Consider the following 17,967-nt stretch of genomic DNA (forward strand, 5'->3'; position numbering starts at 1 on the left):
GACCCGAAAGTGACGTCGGCCGGATCATCCTGACCAGCGCCGCCTTGGCAAAGGATGGGCCGTCAAGTGTTCTGCCCGCGCCCATAGCGGTTGTGGATGAGATCAAAGGCTGTGGTGGAAACAGATCCCCCTCGGGCGAAAATGACTCCGGGCAATGGACGATTTCAGGACCTTCGGGCAGGATCCCGCGTTGCCGCTGTTGACGCCGGTCACCGCCTGTCGGGGAGGTGACCGGCCTTGTCGTCCTGAGCGCAGGAACCGCTTCACAAACGGGGTCTTCTGTTGTATGCGCCACCCATCTGAGACGTGACGCTCTGACCCTGGCGCATGGGATGATGAAGGGGTCGGCGGCAATGGGGCCGCCACGCAAACGGAGGACCCGAGAGGGCTCGGGAGTGCCTCCAAGAGGATATCTGATGTTCAACGAAGTTAAAAAGACGCTGCAGTGGGGCGAAGAAACGCTCACACTGGAAACAGGGAAGGTTGCCCGTCAGGCAGACGGCACCGTGATCGCCACTCTGGGCGAGACGTCTGTCATGGCCAACGTGACGTTTGCCAGGCAGCAAAAAGAAGGCCAGGACTTCTTTCCCCTGACCGTCCACTACCAGGAAAAATACTACGCGGCGGGCAAGGTCCCCGGCGGTTTCTTCAAGCGTGAGGCACGTCCCACCGAGAAAGAAACCCTGACCGCACGCCTGATCGACCGTCCGATCCGCCCGCTGTTCGTGCCCGGCTTCAAGAACGAAGTTCTGGTGATGTGCACCGTGCTGAGCCACGACCTTGTCAACGATCCCGACATCGTCGCCATGATCGCCGCCTCCGCCGCGCTGACCATTTCCGGCGCGCCGTTCCGCGGCCCGATCGCCGGCGCACGCGTTGGTTTCGAAGACGGTGAATACGTCCTGAACCCGACCGTGGACGACATGGACCAGCTGCGCAACAACCCCGAGCAGCGGCTCGACCTGGTTGTCGCGGGCACCAAGGACGCGGTCATGATGGTCGAGTCCGAAGCCTACGAGCTGACTGAGGACGAGATGCTGGGCGCAGTCATGTTCGCGCATGAAAGCATTCAGCCGGTGATCGACCTGATCATCGAACTGGCCGAAGAGGCCGCCAAAGAGCCGTTCGATTTCCAGGCGCCCGACTATTCGGCCCTGTACGACGTCGTGAAGGCCGCTGGCGAAGAGAAGATGCGCGCCGCCTATGCGATCTCCGACAAGCAGGAGCGTGTGGCAGCAGTTGCCGCGCTCAAGGAAGAGATCAAGGCCGGTCTGAGCGAAGAGCAGCTTGCCGATCCGAACCTTGGCTCGGCGATGAAAAAGCTGGAATCGATGGTTCTGCGCGGTGACGTGGTCAAGAACGGCCGCCGTATCGATGGCCGCGCACTGGACCAGATCCGTCCGATCGTGTCGGAAACCGGCCTGCTGCCGCGGACCCACGGTTCCGCCCTGTTCACCCGTGGTGAAACGCAGGCGCTGGTCGTGACCACGCTGGGCACCGGCGACGATGAGCAGATCATCGACGCCCTGCACGGCAACTATCGCTCCAACTTCCTGCTGCACTACAACTTCCCGCCCTACTCGGTGGGTGAGGTTGGTCGCGTGGGTGGCCCCGGCCGTCGTGAGATAGGTCACGGCAAGCTGGCTTGGCGCGCGCTGCAGGCTGTTCTGCCGGCGGCGACGGACTTCCCCTACACCATCCGCGTGGTGTCGGAGATCACCGAATCCAACGGCTCCAGCTCGATGGCGTCGGTCTGCGGCGGTTCGCTGTCGATGATGGACGCGGGCGTTCCGCTCAAGGCGCCGGTGGCCGGTGTGGCAATGGGTCTGGTGCTGGAAGAGGATGGCTCCTACGGCATCCTGTCCGACATCCTTGGTGACGAGGATCACCTTGGCGACATGGACTTCAAGGTGGCTGGTACCGAGAATGGCATCACCTCGCTGCAGATGGACATCAAGGTCGCGGGCATCACGCCCGAGATCATGAAGACCGCGCTGGCACAGGCCAAAGAAGGCCGCCTGCACATCCTTGGCGAGATGGCCAAGGCGCTGTCGACTGCCGGTGAGTTCAGCGTTCACGCGCCGCGCATCGAGACCATGCAGATCCCGACCGACAAGATCCGTGAAGTGATCGGTTCGGGCGGCAAGGTGATCCGCGAGATCGTCGAGGTTTCGGGTGCGAAGGTCGACATCAACGACGAAGGCATCATCAAGATCGCCTCGCCGGACGGTGAGTCCATCCAGAAGGCCTATGACATGATCTATTCGATCGTGGCAGAGCCGGAAGAGGGCAAGGTCTACAAGGGCAAGGTCGTGAAGATCGTCGATTTCGGCGCCTTCGTGAACTTCTTTGGCAAGCGTGACGGTCTGGTGCACGTCTCCCAGATCGAGAACCGCCGCCTGAACCATCCTTCGGACGTTCTGAAGGAAGGCCAGGAAGTTTACGTCAAGCTGCTGGGCTTTGACGATCGCGGCAAGGTCCGCCTGGCGATGAAGATGGTCGACCAGGAGACCGGCGAAGAAATCGCCAAGGAAAAGGAAGAAGCGGCAGAGGGCTGATCACACCTTTACCTTTCTGACTGAAAACACGAAGCCCCGGACCGCTGGTCGGGGGCTTTTTTGTATTTCATGTCTTTAATTCAGTTGTCATCGCTGCCGGCACCTACGACCGAGCGGGTGCCCTTGACGGCCAGTTTCGTGGCTCCGGCGGTGGCCTTCACCGCTGTCTTGCCCACGAAGAGTGAGGCATCGACCGTATTGTCAAAGGCCCGTTCAGCCGAACAAGCCCCCATCAGGGACAGGGCGAGGGCGGCGGCGGTCGCGGTCAACCCGCGGGAGATCATCGTTTTCATGGTCGCTCCTTTCACTGGGCGGCAGGTAAGGCGGTTGGCCGGGCCTCTTGTCGGGGGGATGATCCCTTCAAGGCAGTGTTGTGGCCCGGCCGCCTCCCTGCAGGTTCAGAGATAGAGGATTCTATTGCATGAGAAAAACGAATAAGAATTATGCTTTGGATGAGATATTCTTGCGGGTGTTCGACGGTTCTACCTCGATCCGCACGCGTTGGAAACTCGCGGCTGATGTGTCAGGGGTGCGCCCGCATTTGGGCGAGACCTTGCGCCGGGCGCCTGACGGTTCTAGTCCCACGCCATGCAGATCCTGGAAAACATCATCAAGGACCGGGGCTCGCGCTATGCCGTGTCAGGTGGACCCTGCCAGTCGCCGGAAGAGGCGGCAGCCTTTCTGAAGGACCTGAAGCGTCGCAAGAAGTTCGCCAAGGCGACGCACAATACATGGGCCTGTCTGACCGACGATGGCGCTCTGAAGAACGACGATGGCGAAAGTGGTGCAGGCATGGTGATCCTGCGCATGCTGGAGCGTGAGGATCTGCGGAACACGATTGTCGTGGTGACACGCTGGTACGGTGGCAAGCATCTGGGCGGTGACCGCTTTCGCCATGTGCAGGAAGCTGTGCGGATGTATCTAGAGGCGCGGGACGCCTGAACGCGCCCCGCGCCGATGGGTCAGACGAGTTCGGTCTCGACCACGATATTGCCCTTGGTGGCGTTCGAGTAGGGGCAGATGAAATGGCCGCGCTCGACAATCTTTTCGGCCACGTCACGTTCGACCCCGGGCAGGGAAACCGCCAGTTTGACCTGTAGGCCAAAGCCGCCGTCGTCGCGCGGGCCGATGCCCACATGCGCCGTGACCTTGGCGTCCTCGGGCACGGTGCCCAGCTTTTCGCTCTGCGCGGCAAAGCGCATTGCGCCAAGGTAGCAAGCAGCATAGCCGGTGGCGAAGAGCTCTTCGGGATTGTGGCCCTTGCCGGATCCACCCAGTTCCGTCGGGCTGGTCATGGTGACGGTCAGCATGCCGGATTCCAGTCCGGCGGTCCCATTGCGGCCGCCGCCTGTTGCCCAGGCTTCGGTCCAATACTTGGTGTCGACACTCATCGCGCATCTCCTCTGTAACGATTAAATCGTGCGCGAAAGAAATCATCGGAGCGGGGAGAAGTCAACGCTTGCGATTTAATCGTGCGCGATTTATTCCTGTGGAATGATGAAGTCGCTCTCACCGCAAGAAATGTTGTGCTTTGCGCTCTATTCGGCCGGGCACGCGATGCAGCAGGCCTACAAGCCGATTCTTGATCCGATGGGCATCACCTATCCACAGTACCTTGTGCTGTCGGCTCTGTGGTCGGCGGATGATCAGACGCTTGGATCTTTGGGAATCCAGATGCAATTGGCCTCCAACACCTTGACGCCGCTGGTCAAACGGCTGGAAGCCAAGGGCCTGGTCACCCGGACGCGCGACCCGCAGGACGAACGGCAGGTGCGTATTCGCCTGACGGAAGAGGGGCGCGCGATGCAGGCCCAAAGCGCCGAGGTGGCGCGGTGTTTCCTTGAAAGCAGCGGTTTGTCGATGCCAGAGGCGGCACGGCTGCGCGATGAAGTCCTGAACCTGCGCGACACGCTGCGGAAAGAGACACAGACAACGCCTGACAAAGCGAGTCCTTCTGTCTGATCCGTGGTCTGGCCTTCTGCCGCCATGACCTCGTTTTGCGGGGGGAAGTTTGACCGTTTCTTTACCCTTTTCCCGCAAGCTCCAATCAAGGATAGGTTGCAGACCGGGTATTTCCGGCGACACCACTCACGAAACGCCCCTAGGGGCCCCGGTCAGGTTGCCGGGCCGCTGACCATCGGGGCACACGGCGACGCATCGAGCAGGTGCAGGCGTTGGACGAAAAAAGGCCGGGCATTATGCCCGGCCAGGTCCAACAGGGAGGTGCATGTGTTGACCCGCACATGCGACGGGAACTCTCAAGACCAGTGGTAAAAGATGTGACCGGTCTGTTTCTTTGATCAGCGTCAATCGGGGCGCCAGTCAACCTTACCGTCCACATCCGCCTTTCAACAATGCGACTTTAGGATGTTTCGCCCCCGACGTTCGCTCAATTCACCAGCCGATAGCCGCCCGACTCAGTGACCAGCAGACGGGCGTTCGACGGGTCCGGCTCGATCTTCTGGCGCAGGCGGTAGATATGGGTTTCAAGCGTGTGTGTGGTCACGCCAGCGTTGTATCCCCAAACCTCATGCAGCAGCGTATCGCGCGGCACCACACCCTCGGTCGAGCGGTAGAGGAACTTCAGGATATTGGTTTCCTTCTCGGTCAGGCGGATCTTGCGATCGTCATCGGTGACCAACATCTTCATCGCTGGTTTGAAGGTGTAGGGGCCAACGGTGAACACCGCATCTTCGGACTGTTCGTGCTGACGCAGTTGCGCCCGGATCCGCGCCAGAAGCACCGGGAATTTGAACGGCTTGGTGACGTAGTCGTTTGCGCCAGCGTCAAGGCCAAGGATCGTATCGGCGTCGCTGTCGTGGCCGGTCAGCATGATGATCGGCGATTTCACACCCTGCTTGCGCATCAGGCGGCACAATTCGCGTCCGTCTGTGTCTGGCAGACCGACATCCAGGATGATCAGGTCATAGATCTGTTCCTTGGCGCGGGCCATTGCCGATGTGCCGGACTCGGCTTCGAACACTTCGAAGTCCTCGGTCATGATCAATTGCTCGGCCAGCGCCTCACGCAGATCTTCGTCATCGTCGACCAAGAGGATGTTTCTCAACTGTGCCATGCTTCCGGGACTCCGTGTTGCCTTTCAGATCAGATGTGGACAATGTGCGCCTCCGGCAAGTTTTGCTGCAAGCCGTTCACGGCCTCGTGTGCCAGAGGCGGAAATGTTACAGAAATCGGGAAGTTGACGGGCGAAAAGGGGCGGTTGTGCGACTGGGGGCAGACCTGAATGAGCGGCTCGCACGGGCGCGGGCGGACCTGAGGATGGGCGTGCCTGTCGTGCTGCGCGGGCCAAAGGGCATGGTGCTGGTGGCCTCCGCCGAAACCTTGGGAGAGGCGCGGATGCGTGCCTTGCAGGCGCTGGGGCCGCTGGACCTTGCCCTTACGGGGCGGCGCGCGGCAACGCTGAAGGCGCGGGCCTATGACGGGGATGTTGCACGGGTAGTGGTGCCCGAAGACGCGCGCCTGTCCTGGGTGCAGGACTTATCCGACCCGGCCGATGACCTTGCCAACCCGATGAAAGGCCCGTTGCAGACGCGGCGCAACGGCGACGCCGCGTTGCACCGACTGGCCCTGCAGCTGTGCAAGGGCGCGCGACTGCTGCCCGCCGCGCTGGTGGTTCCGGTGCCCGAGGGGCTGGCAGAGGCAGAGGGGCTGGGGGTGATCGACGCGGCGGAGGCGGCGCCCCTGCTGGACGCCCTGCCAGAATTGAGCCATGTGATTTCGGCTCGCGTCCCGCTGCGCGCGGCAGAGAACGCTCGGCTGCACATCTATCGGCCCGCGGACGGTTCCGAAGAGCATTACGCCATCGAAATTGGCCGTCCAGATCGCGATAAACCGGTGTTGTCACGCCTGCATTCGGCCTGTTTCACCGGCGATCTGCTGGGGTCGCTGAAATGCGATTGCGGGCCGCAGTTGAACGCCGCGCTGATGCAGATGGGGCAAGAAGGGGCCGGTGTGCTGCTCTACCTGCAACAGGAAGGGCGCGGCATCGGGCTTGCCAACAAGATGCGCGCCTATGCGCTGCAGGATCAGGGGTTCGACACGGTCGAGGCCAATCATCGACTTGGATTCGAGGATGATGAACGCGATTTCCGTTTGGGCGCGCAGATCCTGCAAAAACTGGGATTTTCTGCCGTGCGCCTGATGACCAACAACCCCGCAAAGATGGCCATGATGGAAAACTGCGGGGTGCGCGTGGCGGAACGCGTGCCCTTGAAGGTGGGGGAGACGGAGTTCAATGCGCGCTACCTTGCGGTAAAGGCTGCCAAGTCCGGGCACCTGCTATGACGGTCCCGGGGGCTTGTGCCTTGGGGCGCAGTACATAGCTTTGCCTACAAAGGAGCATGTCCCATGCAATATTCCCTGCTCGATCTCTCGCCCGTTCCCGAAGGCTTTACCGCGGCGGACGCGCTGCGCAATACCGGTGATCTGGCGCGTCATGCCGAAGATTGGGGCTATCACCGGTACTGGATGGCGGAACACCACAACATGCCGGGAATCGCCTCAGCCGCGACGGCGGTTCTGATCGGTCACGTGGCCGGGATCACGCGTCACATGCGCGTCGGGGCAGGGGGGATTATGCTGCCCAACCACGCGCCGCTGGCCGTGGCAGAGGCCTTTGGCACCCTTGCGACGCTATACCCGGACCGGATCGACCTTGGCCTTGGCCGCGCGCCGGGCGGGGATTACGCGGTGATGCAGGCGCTGGGCGTACAGCACGCGCGGGCAGAGCGTTTCCACGAAGAGGTTGCCGAATTGCGCGATCTCCTTGGGCCGCCCGTGGACGGACGCCAGGTGCGGGCATTGCCGGGTGAGGGGACGCAAGTCCCGCTGTGGATTCTTGGGTCTTCACTGCACGGGGCACAGGTGGCGGCGATGCTGGGGCTGCCCTATGCCTTTGCATCGCATTTCGCGCCGCAGATGCTGGAGCAGGCGTTGGAAGTGTACCGGCGCTATTTCAAACCCTCGGAGTCGCTGCAAAAGCCGCATGCGATGATGGCGATCAACGTCTTTGCCGCCGAGACGGAGGCAGAGGCGCGCCGCCTGCGCACAACCATGCAACAGGCATTCTATCGTTTGCGGACCGGCACACCGGGCAAATTACCTGCACCGGTGGATGATCTGTCCTTTGTCGTGCCGGCGGGCGCGATGCCGGCGCTGGACGCCGCGCTGCGGATCAGCGCGGTGGGTGACCCGGCGCAGGTCGAGACTCAGATGAGGAATTTGATCGAAAGGCATCAACCCGATGAGGTGATCCTGACGGGGCAAATTCACGATTATGGAGCGCGGTTGCGGTCCTTCGAGATTGCCGCCGAGGTCATGGGCCGGATCGGTCGCGCCGAGGCCGCGTGAAATGCAGAGCATGCGTGCCAAGGACATGGTGCTGACCCCAATGGGGCTGCGCTTTGCGGGCCGCCACTGGCCCTGTTCCATCGGGCGCGGCGGTGTCCGGGTGGACAAGCGCGAAGGCGACGGTGCGACGCCCGCAGGGGTGCACCGCATCGTTGGCCTATTGTACCGTCCTGACCGCATGGCGCCCCCCGTCGATTGGGCTGTTCCGATCAGACCCACGGACCTATGGTCCGATGACCCCGCCCATGACGATTACAACCTGATGGTCCGCGCGCCGTATCCCTACAGTCATGAAAGACTGCGGCGCGGGGATCACCTGTACGACCTTGTGATCCTGACAGACTGGAACTGGCCGCGTGCTCAAAAAGGGCGGGGATCGGCGATTTTCCTGCATCGCTGGCGGCGTCAGGGTTATCCAACCGAAGGCTGCCTGGCCTTTCACCCGGAGCATCTGCGCGCCATTGCCCAGCGGATCGAGTACGGCACATGCCTGATCGTGCCTGAGGGCCTGCAGACCGCGCCGCGAACCGGGCGAAAGGGCGCAAAGTAAGGTGATAAGAGCGGCGCGAACTACCCGGTATCGGGAGCGCGGATCGTCGCCCGTTCAGATGTGACGTCTGCGCGAAAAGGAGGGGGCGTTAGCTTCTCTTTTGGCAGGCGAATGACCCGAATCAACTGAGCTTGGCAACCGGGCGTCCTGCGTGGCGCTGGATTTATGATCAAACGTATTGGAATTGCGTAGTGATTGCGCAGAATCCCGTGAGTCCCTTGCAAGTAGGCGGTGACCGCGCTTTAGTCTGGGATCAACAAAGCGGAGAAACATCCGTGAGACAACAGACGGGGAGCACTACGTGGCTGATGGATCTGGCGACGACGCATTCGTTGCGTTCGAGCGCGTGCAAAAAAGCTATGACGGCGAAACGCTCGTTGTGAAAGACCTCAACCTGAGCATGCCGAAGGGCGAGTTCCTGACCATGCTTGGGCCGTCCGGTTCTGGCAAGACGACATGCCTGATGATGCTGGCAGGGTTCGAAACCGCCACCCATGGCGAGATCAAGCTGGACGGCGTTTCGATCAACAATATCCCGCCGCACAAACGCGGCATCGGCATGGTGTTCCAGAACTATGCGCTGTTCCCGCATATGACCGTGGCCGAGAACCTGTCTTTCCCGCTCGAAGTGCGCAAGATCGGCAAGTCCGACCGCGAGGCCAAGGTCAAGCGCGCGCTGGACATGGTGCAGATGGGCGCCTTTGGCGGTCGCCGGCCCGCGCAACTGTCCGGCGGGCAGCAGCAGCGGATCGCCTTGGCCCGGGCGCTGGTGTTCGAACCGGAGCTCGTTCTTATGGACGAGCCGCTGGGCGCGCTGGACAAACAGCTGCGCGAACACATGCAGTTCGAAATCACCAATCTGGCGCACAGCCTTGGCATCACCACGGTCTACGTGACCCACGACCAGACCGAAGCGCTGACCATGTCGGATCGCGTCGCGGTGTTCGATGACGGTCGCATTCAGCAACTCGCGCCGCCGGACGAGCTTTATGAACGGCCGCAGAACAGCTTTGTCGCGCAGTTCATCGGTGAGAATAACACGCTTGAAGGCGTGGTGTCCGAGATCACTGGCGACACCTGCGTGGTCAAGCTGGACGATGGGTCGGTTCTGGACGCCACCCCGGTCAACGTCAGCGCGGTAGGAGAGCGCACGCGCGTCTCCATCCGTCCCGAACGGGTCGAGTTCAACAAGGAGCGTTTGAACCCGGACGCGCATCTGCTGAAAGCCGAGGTGCTGGAGTTCATCTACATGGGCGATATTTTCCGCACCCGCCTGCGGGTTGCTGGGAATGACAACTTCGTCGTCAAGACACGAAACGCCCCCGGCCAGGTTCGCATGGAACCTGGCAGCACGGTGGAAATCGGATGGCAGCCTGAAGACTGCCGCGCGCTTGACGCCAAGTGATACGGAATACCCCGCCAGCATCGTGTTAGCGTTCGGCGGGTATCAAAAGGGCCGGAGGAAAACCCGGTACCCGGCCCCCTTTCGCAACACGGGTACACTAGGGAGACTTAGATGAAGCTCACCAAGACCTTGATGGCCGGTTCGGCGCTTGCGCTGACTGCCGGCGTCGTGGCAGCGCAGGACATGGCAGACAGCATGATCCTTGTCAGCTGGGGCGGCGCTTACCAGCGCTCGCAGGTCAATGCATATGCCGAGCCCTATGCAGCAATGCACCCGGGGATCAGCATTACTTGGGACGAAAGCTCGAACGAGGCGGTTGCCAAGCTTCGGGCCCAGGCCGAAGCCGGCAACATCACGTGGGACCTCGTCGACGTAGAGGGACCGGACAGCCAGCGTCTTTGCGACGAGGGTCTGGCGATGGAGATCGACGTCGAGGAAATGCTGGCGCCGGGTGACGATGGCACCAGCGCCGAGGACGATTTTGGCCCGTCGCTCATCAATGACTGCTTCATTCCGCAGATCGTCTTCTCGACGACCTTCGGATATCGGACCGACGTGGCCGAATGGGGCGGTAAGACCCCCGACAGCCTTTGCGCCCTGTTCGACCTGGAAAACTTCCCGGGCAAGCGGGCCCTCGAAAAGCGCCCCAAGAAAAACCTCGAATGGGCGCTGTTGTGCGACGGGGTTGCCAAGGAAGATCTGTACGACGTTCTGGACGAGGACGGCGTGGACCGCGCGCTGGCCAAACTGGACACGATCAAGGATCAGGTTATCTGGTGGTCTGCCGGTGCCGACACGCCGCAACTGCTGGCCGATGGCGAGATCGTCATGGGTTCCACCTACAACGGTCGCCTGTTCTCGGTCATCGAAGAGCAGAAACAGCCGGTTGCGATGCTTTGGGACTGGCAGGTCTTCGACTTTGATGGCTGGATCATTCCCGCCGATCTGCCCGAGGACCGTCTGAACCGTGTGCTGGACTTCGTGAAGTTCGCCACCGACACCCAGCGTCTGGCCGATCAGGCCAAGTGGATTTCCTATGGCCCGGCTCGCGCTTCGTCGCAGCCGCTGGTCGGAGATCACGCAGAGCTGGGGATCGACATGGCGCAGCACATGCCGACGAACCCCAACAACCAGAAGAACTTTCTGGTGAACAATATCGAATGGTGGGCTGACAACCAGGACGACGTCGAAGCACGCTTCCAGTCCTGGCTGGTCAAGTAACCACGCGATCGCGGGCAGGGCGGGATACACCCGCCCTGCGCTTTGCCGAAAGGCCGAGCGGGCGAGAATGACCCGAAGCCCAGCCCCCGCAGAAATCGGGAAATACCAAGGGAGAAAAAAATAATGAAACTTACGAAAACTCTACTGACAAGCACGGCGCTGACCGTGGCCGCTGTTGCGGCCCATGCCGAAAGCCATGGCAACATGGCAATGGACATGACGCTGGTCAGCTGGGGCGGCGCGTATCAGGCATCGCAGCAAAAGGCTTATGTCGAACCTTACCAGGCTATGCACGATGGCGTGTCCGCGACCTGGGACGAAAGCTCGGCCGAAGCGGTGGCCAAGCTGCGCGCCATGAACGAAGCAGGCAACGTGACCTGGGATCTCGTCGATGTGGTGGCCTCGGACGCCATCCGTTTGTGCGACGAAGGTCTGGCAATGGAAATCGACCATGACGAAGTTCTGGCAGCCGCACCTGACGGCACCTCTGCCAGCGACGACTTCGGCGATCTGATCGTTTCCGACTGCTATATTCCGCAGATCGTCTATTCGACCACTTTCGGCTACCGTACCGACATGGTCCCCGAGGGCGTCGAGCCGCCGTCCGAGATTTGTTCGGTCTTTGACCTGGACACTTACCCGGGCAAGCGCGCGCTGGAAAAGCGTCCGATCAACAACATGGAATGGGCGCTGCTCTGTGACGGCGTCGCCAAGGAAGACGTCTATGACGTTCTGGAAACCGAAGAGGGCCAGGATCGCGCACTCGCCAAGCTCGACACCATCAAGGACGACGTGATCTGGTGGTCGGCTGGCGCAGATACGCCTCAGCTGCTGGCCGATGGCGAAATCTTCATGGGGTCGACCTACAACGGCCGCCTGTTCTCGGTCATTGTCGAACAGAACCAGCCGGTTGGCATGATGTGGGACGCACAGGTCTTTGACCTTGACGGCTGGATCATCCCGGCGGGTCTGCCGGAGGATCGTCTGGCGCGGGTCATGGACTTCCTGAAGTTCGCAACTGACACACAGCGTCTCGCGGACCAGTCCAAGTACATCTCTTATGGTCCGGCGCGTGAAAGCTCGGCGCCGCTGGTCAGCACCCATGCCGATCTGGGGATCGAAATGGCGCCGCACATGCCGACGGATCCGGACAACGCCAAGAACACCTTCCTCTACAACTATGAGTTCTGGGCGGACTATCGCGACGATATCGACGCGAAGTTCCAGGCGTGGCTCGCGCAGTAAGGCAAGGGTAGGGGGGCTTGGTTGCCCGCCCGATCCGAAACAACGTTCGTGGCGGGCATGTCCCGCCACGGACCAACAAAACCCCGCAGGGACAGGGAAGCGATATGCCAAAAGGCTATATCATCGGACATATCACCGTGAAGGATCCGGTGGCCTACAAGGAATATGTCGAAAAGGATACGCCGATCCTGCTGGCCTCCGGCGGCCGGTTTCTGGTGCGCGGCGGAACCTCCGAGGTTGTCGAAGGGCAGGCCGAAGAGCGCCATGTCCTGTTCGAATATGAAAGCTACGAGGCGGCGCTGGCCTCCTACCATGACCCGGCTTATCAAGAGGTCGCCGAAATCCGGCGTGCCTCTGCCGACAGCACGATCATGGTGGTCGAAGGCAATGACGAAGACCTGCCGGAACCGGCGGGCGACGCGCCCTTGGGTTATCTGATTGCCCATGTGACCGTGCACGACCTTGAGCAATACAAACCCTATGTCACCGGCAACACGCCGATCATGCGCGGCCACGGCGCGCGTTACATCGTGCGGGGCGGTCGCGCCGAGCTGCTGGAAGGGACATCGGGCGAACGCCACGTGGTTATTGCCTACCCAAGCTTTGACGCCGCCCGCGCGGCTTATTTCGACCCGGCCTATCAGGAACTGGTGAAGATCCGGAAGGCCCATTCCGAGGGCACAATCATTCTCGTGGAGGGCGCAGCATGAGCGACGCGACACAATCCGGACCGATGTTGGCGGCAGACGGCACACCGTTGAAACGCAGCCTTGCCCGGGCGCTCCGGGCGCAAAAAATGCGGGCGCTGGCGTTGATTGCGCCGCTGCTGTTGTTCGTGCTGGTGACTTTCATCGCGCCGATCGCGGATATGCTGTTCCGTTCGATCGAGAACCAGATCGTGCAGGAAACCCTGCCGCGGACGACAACTGCGCTGAAGGATTGGGACGGCAGCAGCGGCGAACTGCCCCCCGACACGGTGTTTGACGCCGCCTATACCGATATTTTCATCGCTGCCGAGAACAAGCTGCACACCCGTCTTGGCACACGTCTGAACTATGAACTGACCGGCGTATCCTCCCTGTTCCGCAAGTCCGGGCGAGGGCTGGATGACATCGGCGAGGTCTATCAGGACCAGTTTAAAGATCTCGACAAGGACTGGGACAAGGGCGAGCCGTGGGCCGAACTGATGGGGTCGGACGATTGGCTGGCGGAGATGCGCGAGTGGAAGAAGGGCGACCCGCTACCGGCCTTTGAACTGCGCGACGGGATTGCGGACCTTCTGCCGCGCACGTCGGCCATCTATCAGGGCTTTGCCGACTTCATGATCGTCGAAGACGAAAAGAGCCTGTTGAAGGAAGAGCCGTGGACCATCGTTCACACCCGGCTCTACGAGGATCTGAAAGCCGGTGACATGTCCAGGTATGCCGGTCCGCGGGCGGAGATGCTGCAAGCCGCGGATGCACTGGTCGAAACGCCGGACTTCGAGACTGTGGACCTGAAGCCCGCGTTCGAGAAGATCGACGAGGATTGGCTGGACGTCGAAGTCTGGCGGACGATCCAGACCTACAGCCCGGCCTACACCAACGGCTATTTCCTGAACGCGATCGATATGCAGAAGACGCCCGACGGCCCGGCCATGCGCGATGAGGACGAGCGGATTTACGGCCTTCTGTTCAAGCGCACCATGTTCATGTCACTGGTCATCACCGTCAGTTGCATCCTGCTGGCCTATCCGGTGGCCTTCCTGCTGTCGAATCTGCCGATGCGCACGGCGAACCTGTTGATGATCCTCGTGCTGCTTCCCTTTTGGACCTCGCTTCTGGTGCGGACCTCTGCGTGGAAGGTCATGTTGCAGCAACAGGGGGTCATCAACGATGTTCTGGTCTGGCTGGGGCTGGTGGATGATGCCGCGCGACTGGTGATGATCAACAACCAGCTGGGCACGATCATCGCGATGACACACATCCTTCTGCCCTTCATGATCCTGCCGATGTATTCGGTCATGTCGACGATCCCGCCCTATTACGTCCGTGCGGCGAAGTCGCTGGGCGCAACCAACTGGACGGCGTTCTGGCGGGTTTACTTTCCGCAATCGGTGCCGGGCATCGGGGCGGGCAGCATCCTCGTGTTCATCCTGTCGATCGGTTACTACATCACGCCAGAGATCGTGGGGGGCACCACGGGTACGTTCATTTCGAACCGGATTGCCTATCACATCTCGTCCTCGTTGAACTGGGGTCTCGCGGCGGCGCTGGGGACCATCCTGCTGGGGGTCGTTCTGATCCTCTACTGGGCGTACGACCGGATCGTCGGGATCGACAACGTCAAGCTTGGAGGGTGACGATGGCAGAGCTGCAAGGCGAGCCGGGCGACCCGATGTGGGAACGGCTTTGGGCCACGGGGCGCTATGAACATGGCCTGCTCTGGGTCATTGGCGGGTTGGGGGCGGGGTACTTCCTGTCGCTGCTCCTTCACGGCAAGGTGGTGCTGGATCCACTGCTGGCGGCAGCCGCGATGGGCCTGTTCAGCTTTGCACTGCCGATGTTGTCCTTCCGTGGCTGGGCGTTGGAACGTCCCATCACCGGCACGGCGCTGGCGGCAGGCTGCATGGCGGTCGGGTCATGGGCCGCGACCGGCAAACCTGGGGTGGTGCTGGTCTCGACCGGTTTGGCCGTTGTCGGCACCGTGCAGGGCTACCGCGTCTACAACAATCGTGAATTCCGGCCGCAGATGATGCAGGCCGCCATCGAACGGGCGCGCGCCGAAGCCGCGCGCCTGCAGACCAAGCAGGAGGGCTGAAACATGGCCGTCGAAACCGCTGCCGTCAAAAAGCCGATCTCCTTTGCCGCCCCTGTGGTTGGCGCCTCGGGGGGCTTTGCCGGAATTTTCGTGGGCGCCGCCAATGGGTCCGTCCTGCTGGGGCTGATCGCGGGCTTTGTCGTGCTGGCGGCCATCGCCTATGTCCTGCTCGAAGTGCTGGATCCGGGGTTGGAGAAAGCCGCGAAATGGGGGCTGGTCGGGCTGATGGCCGTGGCCGGATTCCTGTTGGGAGGGGTTCCCGGACTGGTGGTCGGGGCTCTATTCGGCTGGTTCTTCGGCTGGTTCACCTACTGGATCGGCAACGGGCGGTACCGTGTGCCGCTGCCGCCCTATCTGACCAGCGGGCAGGTGCTGTGGCACTATGCGTTCCGGGTGCTGACCGGCGCGGTCTTTGTCTTCCTGATCACGCCGATCCTTGTGGTCATGCCGCTTTCCTTCAACGCCGAGGACTTCTTTACCTTTACCCCCGAAATGCTGCGTTTTGATCCCGAGGGGTACAGCCTCAAGCACTATCGCGACTTCCTCACCTCCGACGACTGGCAGCAGGCGTTGCGCAACTCCCTGATCATCGCCCCGCTGGCGACCTTGCTCTCTGTCAGCTTCGGGACGCTGGCGGCGATCGGGCTGTCGTCCGAACATGTGCCCTTTCGCCGGGCGATCATGGCGATCCTGATTTCGCCGATGATCGTTCCGCTGATCATCTCGGCTGCAGGCATGTATTTCTTCTATTCGCGGATCGGTCTGCAGGGGACGCTGACGGGTGTTGTGCTGGCCCATGCCGCGCTCGGCATTCCCTTTGTGATCATCACTGTCACGGCAACGCTGGTTGGTTTTGACCGCTCGCTGACGCGGGCGGCGGCGAACATGGGGGCGGATCCGGTGACCACCTTCTTCCGTGTGCAGATGCCGCTGATCCTGCCCGGCGTGATTTCGGGTGGCCTGTTCGCCTTTATCACCTCCTTCGACGAGGTGGTTGTGGTGATCTTCGTGGGTTCGGCCAAACAGCAGACGCTGCCGTGGCAGATGTTCACCGGCCTACGCGAACAGATCAGCCCGACGATCCTTGCGGTGGCTACGATCCTCGTTGCGATTTCCATCGCGCTCCTGACAACAGTCGAAATTCTGCGGCGCCGGTCCGAGAAGATGCGCGGGTTGAGCCCGGGCTGAGCACTCGGGGCGGTCTGACCGCTAAAATTGATCCTAGAATAGAGGCGCCGCGAGTTTTCGCGGCGCTTCGCTGTTCAGGATTCGAAAACGGATCGCCCTCTATGGTCTGAGCAACAAGGAGCCGCGCATGTCCGAACACGATCCCCATTTTGCAAAGGCCGCGTCCAGCAACGAGGCGATGTTCCGCGTCAATGAGGCCTTTTATTCCCGCACGGACAAAAGGGGCGTCATCCTTGCTGGTAACGACGTGTTTCAGCGGGTGGCTGGCCACGAGTGGGACAATCTGATCGGCGCACCACACAAGATCATCCGCCATCCCGATATGCCCAAAGGTGTGTTCGAACTGTTCTGGCAGCGGCTGAAGGACGGGCTTCCGACCGGCGCCTATATCAAGAACCGCCGGGTGTGCGGGCGCTATTACTGGGTCTTTGCGCTGGCCGCGCCGGGGGAGGATGGCTACATCTCGACCCGGATCAAACCCACCTCACCGCTGCGGGCTGAGGTGGAAGAACTCTATTCAGATCTTGCCCGCCGCGAAGCGGAGGGAGAACTGACGCCAAAGGACAGCGCCGCCGCCCTGCGCGACGCCCTGCGCGCAAAGGGATACCCGTCCTACGAAGCCTTCCAGAGCCACGCTCTGGCGACGGAATTCGACTCGCGCACGCGCCAGATGGGGAAATCCCTTGACCCGCTGCTCAAACGTTACCTCGACATGTCCCGGGCTATTACGCAGGTGGAGGACGAAACCAACCAATTGACGGAGGCCTTTCAGGCCATCCGCACCGTGCCGATGAACATGCGCATCATCGCCTCACGGCTGGAAAACGCCGGCGGCCCGATCAGTGCGATCTCTGTCAACTACAGCCAGATGCTGGAGGAGATGACGACCTGGGTGAAGACATTCGTGGAGGGCGATGATTGCGTCCTGTCCCGCATCCGCACGGCGATTCTGGCGGGTCAGTTCCTTGCCTTCTCGGCGGCAGTTGAGCGCGAAATGATAGCTGTCTTTTCCGAAAAGGATCACGACTACCCCGATTCCGTGGACTTGCATCGGGAAACCGACATCTTGCAGGGGCATGAACGAACGTTCGCCAGACAGACGGGCGAGATGCTGAGTTCAGTTGAAAGGGAAGCACGGCGTTTTGCGCACAGCGTTCAGGACATGAAACGGTATGTGACCGGGCTCAGTTCAACGCGCATGATGTGCAAGATCGAAAACGCGAGCTTGAGCAGTTCTGGGACGGCACTCAACGGGATCGTCGAGCAGCTGGATATCTGTCAGGCCGAAATCGAAGAGCGTCTTGCCAAGGTCATGGATCTGAATGCGGTGGTGCAGAACAACACCGCCATGTTGCGTGCGGCCGGGTGACTGACGGCAGAGGGGGCACCGGCAGATCGGCCTTCCCTCTTTGGCAATTCGTACCGTCGATGATGTCCGAACGATCCTTTTCCAGCAGAGGCTGGCCATGACGGAACACGCACCTCGGTTTTCCGCAGTGTCCAGCTATGCCGGCTCCGAGGTGCAGTTTGACCTGAGCAAAATTGTTTTGTTTCTGGGCCGCTGTCCATTTCGGGGACTGCGCTGGCGGGGATCGTCGGGCATCTGGACCGATGCCTGACCGAGATTGAGC

General features: G+C 61.4%; 17 protein-coding genes. 14 read left to right on the forward strand and 3 right to left on the reverse strand.

The annotated features are described in order from the left end of the window. The first annotated feature begins 416 nt into the window (after positions 1-416). Positions 417-2,558: a polyribonucleotide nucleotidyltransferase gene (gene pnp / locus ACTXGA_RS09935; RefSeq protein WP_443393182.1), complete on the forward strand. Its 2,142-nt coding sequence runs from the start codon at positions 417-419 to the stop codon at positions 2,556-2,558. Positions 2,559-2,638: 80 nt separating this feature from the next. Here the strand turns inward: pnp and ACTXGA_RS09940 are convergent, their stop codons facing one another. Continuing rightward, on the reverse strand, positions 2,639-2,851 hold the full coding sequence (locus ACTXGA_RS09940) for a hypothetical protein (protein ID WP_443393184.1): 213 nt from the start codon (positions 2,849-2,851) through the stop codon (positions 2,639-2,641). A gap of 295 nt (positions 2,852-3,146) precedes the next feature. Here ACTXGA_RS09940 and ACTXGA_RS09945 point away from each other — a divergent pair, with 295 nt between their 5' ends. After that, positions 3,147-3,500 carry a YigZ family protein gene (locus tag ACTXGA_RS09945; protein ID WP_443393186.1) on the forward strand — a complete coding sequence of 118 codons (354 nt, stop codon included), beginning with the start codon at positions 3,147-3,149 and terminating at the stop codon, positions 3,498-3,500. Between the two features lie 20 nt (positions 3,501-3,520). Here the strand turns inward: ACTXGA_RS09945 and ACTXGA_RS09950 are convergent, their stop codons facing one another. Further along, entirely contained in the window at positions 3,521-3,949 is a 429-nt protein-coding gene (locus tag ACTXGA_RS09950) for an organic hydroperoxide resistance protein (protein WP_443393188.1), read from the reverse strand. 103 nt (positions 3,950-4,052) lie between these two features. On the opposite strand from ACTXGA_RS09950, the gene ACTXGA_RS09955 reads away from it, so the two are divergent. Further along, positions 4,053-4,520, forward strand: a complete 468-nt coding sequence (locus tag ACTXGA_RS09955) for a MarR family winged helix-turn-helix transcriptional regulator (protein WP_443393189.1) — start codon at positions 4,053-4,055, stop codon at positions 4,518-4,520. A 427-nt stretch (positions 4,521-4,947) separates the two neighbouring features. Here the strand turns inward: ACTXGA_RS09955 and ACTXGA_RS09960 are convergent, their stop codons facing one another. Next, the gene (locus tag ACTXGA_RS09960; protein ID WP_443393191.1) at positions 4,948-5,634 is read right to left on the reverse strand and encodes a response regulator transcription factor; all 687 of its coding nucleotides are present in this window, start codon (positions 5,632-5,634) and stop codon (positions 4,948-4,950) included. Positions 5,635-5,780: 146 nt separating this feature from the next. Between ACTXGA_RS09960 and ribA the strand changes: the two genes are divergently transcribed. The 11 genes from ribA to ACTXGA_RS10015 all read left to right on the forward strand — a co-directional run bounded on the left by ribA (position 5,781) and on the right by ACTXGA_RS10015 (position 17,705). Then, entirely contained in the window at positions 5,781-6,863 is a 1,083-nt protein-coding gene (gene ribA / locus ACTXGA_RS09965; protein WP_443393193.1) for a GTP cyclohydrolase II, read from the forward strand. Positions 6,864-6,926: 63 nt separating this feature from the next. Further along, positions 6,927-7,928: an LLM class flavin-dependent oxidoreductase gene (locus ACTXGA_RS09970; protein WP_443393195.1), complete on the forward strand. Its 1,002-nt coding sequence runs from the start codon at positions 6,927-6,929 to the stop codon at positions 7,926-7,928. Positions 7,929-7,938: 10 nt separating this feature from the next. Further along, a complete protein-coding gene (locus ACTXGA_RS09975; protein WP_443393686.1) occupies positions 7,939-8,478 on the forward strand; it encodes a L,D-transpeptidase family protein in 540 nt (179 codons plus the stop codon). A gap of 301 nt (positions 8,479-8,779) precedes the next feature. Beyond that, positions 8,780-9,883 carry an ABC transporter ATP-binding protein gene (locus ACTXGA_RS09980; protein WP_443393197.1) on the forward strand — a complete coding sequence of 368 codons (1,104 nt, stop codon included), beginning with the start codon at positions 8,780-8,782 and terminating at the stop codon, positions 9,881-9,883. A gap of 111 nt (positions 9,884-9,994) precedes the next feature. Then, a complete protein-coding gene (locus ACTXGA_RS09985; RefSeq protein WP_443393199.1) occupies positions 9,995-11,104 on the forward strand; it encodes an extracellular solute-binding protein in 1,110 nt (369 codons plus the stop codon). A 123-nt stretch (positions 11,105-11,227) separates the two neighbouring features. Further along, complete coding sequence (locus ACTXGA_RS09990) at positions 11,228-12,349, forward strand: extracellular solute-binding protein (protein WP_443393201.1); 1,122 nt, start codon at positions 11,228-11,230, stop codon at positions 12,347-12,349. Between the two features lie 104 nt (positions 12,350-12,453). Further along, positions 12,454-13,059 carry a DUF1330 domain-containing protein gene (locus ACTXGA_RS09995; RefSeq protein ID WP_443393203.1) on the forward strand — a complete coding sequence of 202 codons (606 nt, stop codon included), beginning with the start codon at positions 12,454-12,456 and terminating at the stop codon, positions 13,057-13,059. Beyond that, positions 13,056-14,690, forward strand: coding sequence for an ABC transporter permease (locus ACTXGA_RS10000; protein ID WP_443393205.1), 1,635 nt, complete (start codon positions 13,056-13,058; stop codon positions 14,688-14,690). The genes ACTXGA_RS09995 and ACTXGA_RS10000 overlap by 4 nt, the downstream gene beginning before the upstream one ends. Positions 14,691-14,692: 2 nt before the next feature. Then, entirely contained in the window at positions 14,693-15,148 is a 456-nt protein-coding gene (locus tag ACTXGA_RS10005) for a hypothetical protein (RefSeq protein WP_443393207.1), read from the forward strand. A 3-nt stretch (positions 15,149-15,151) separates the two neighbouring features. Then, entirely contained in the window at positions 15,152-16,336 is a 1,185-nt protein-coding gene (locus tag ACTXGA_RS10010) for an ABC transporter permease (RefSeq protein WP_443393208.1), read from the forward strand. A gap of 127 nt (positions 16,337-16,463) precedes the next feature. Then, on the forward strand, positions 16,464-17,705 hold the full coding sequence (locus ACTXGA_RS10015) for a PAS domain-containing protein (RefSeq protein WP_443393210.1): 1,242 nt from the start codon (positions 16,464-16,466) through the stop codon (positions 17,703-17,705). The last annotated feature ends 262 nt before the right edge of the window (positions 17,706-17,967 follow it).

Source organism: Antarctobacter jejuensis, assembly GCF_052266595.1.
Lineage (GTDB): Bacteria > Pseudomonadota > Alphaproteobacteria > Rhodobacterales > Rhodobacteraceae > Antarctobacter > Antarctobacter jejuensis.

Bases quoted from the DNA above. Each gene is read 5' to 3' on its own strand.
- ACTXGA_RS09940 (WP_443393184.1), bottom strand. From the start codon at position 2,851: ATGAAAACGATGATCTCCCGCGGGTTGACCGCGACCGCCGCCGCCCTC.
- ACTXGA_RS09995 (WP_443393203.1), top strand. From the start codon at position 12,454: ATGCCAAAAGGCTATATCATCGGACATATCACCGTGAAGGATCCGGTG.
- pnp (WP_443393182.1), top strand. From the start codon at position 417: ATGTTCAACGAAGTTAAAAAGACGCTGCAGTGGGGCGAAGAAACGCTC.
- ACTXGA_RS09950 (WP_443393188.1), bottom strand. From the start codon at position 3,949: ATGAGTGTCGACACCAAGTATTGGACCGAAGCCTGGGCAACAGGCGGC.
- ACTXGA_RS10010 (WP_443393208.1), top strand. From the start codon at position 15,152: ATGGCCGTCGAAACCGCTGCCGTCAAAAAGCCGATCTCCTTTGCCGCC.
- ACTXGA_RS10005 (WP_443393207.1), top strand. From the start codon at position 14,693: ATGGCAGAGCTGCAAGGCGAGCCGGGCGACCCGATGTGGGAACGGCTT.
- ACTXGA_RS09955 (WP_443393189.1), top strand. From the start codon at position 4,053: ATGATGAAGTCGCTCTCACCGCAAGAAATGTTGTGCTTTGCGCTCTAT.
- ACTXGA_RS09945 (WP_443393186.1), top strand. From the start codon at position 3,147: ATGCAGATCCTGGAAAACATCATCAAGGACCGGGGCTCGCGCTATGCC.
- ACTXGA_RS09970 (WP_443393195.1), top strand. From the start codon at position 6,927: ATGCAATATTCCCTGCTCGATCTCTCGCCCGTTCCCGAAGGCTTTACC.
- ACTXGA_RS09960 (WP_443393191.1), bottom strand. From the start codon at position 5,634: ATGGCACAGTTGAGAAACATCCTCTTGGTCGACGATGACGAAGATCTG.
- ACTXGA_RS09985 (WP_443393199.1), top strand. From the start codon at position 9,995: ATGAAGCTCACCAAGACCTTGATGGCCGGTTCGGCGCTTGCGCTGACT.
- ACTXGA_RS09975 (WP_443393686.1), top strand. From the start codon at position 7,939: ATGCGTGCCAAGGACATGGTGCTGACCCCAATGGGGCTGCGCTTTGCG.
- ACTXGA_RS09990 (WP_443393201.1), top strand. From the start codon at position 11,228: ATGAAACTTACGAAAACTCTACTGACAAGCACGGCGCTGACCGTGGCC.
- ACTXGA_RS10015 (WP_443393210.1), top strand. From the start codon at position 16,464: ATGTCCGAACACGATCCCCATTTTGCAAAGGCCGCGTCCAGCAACGAG.
- ACTXGA_RS10000 (WP_443393205.1), top strand. From the start codon at position 13,056: ATGAGCGACGCGACACAATCCGGACCGATGTTGGCGGCAGACGGCACA.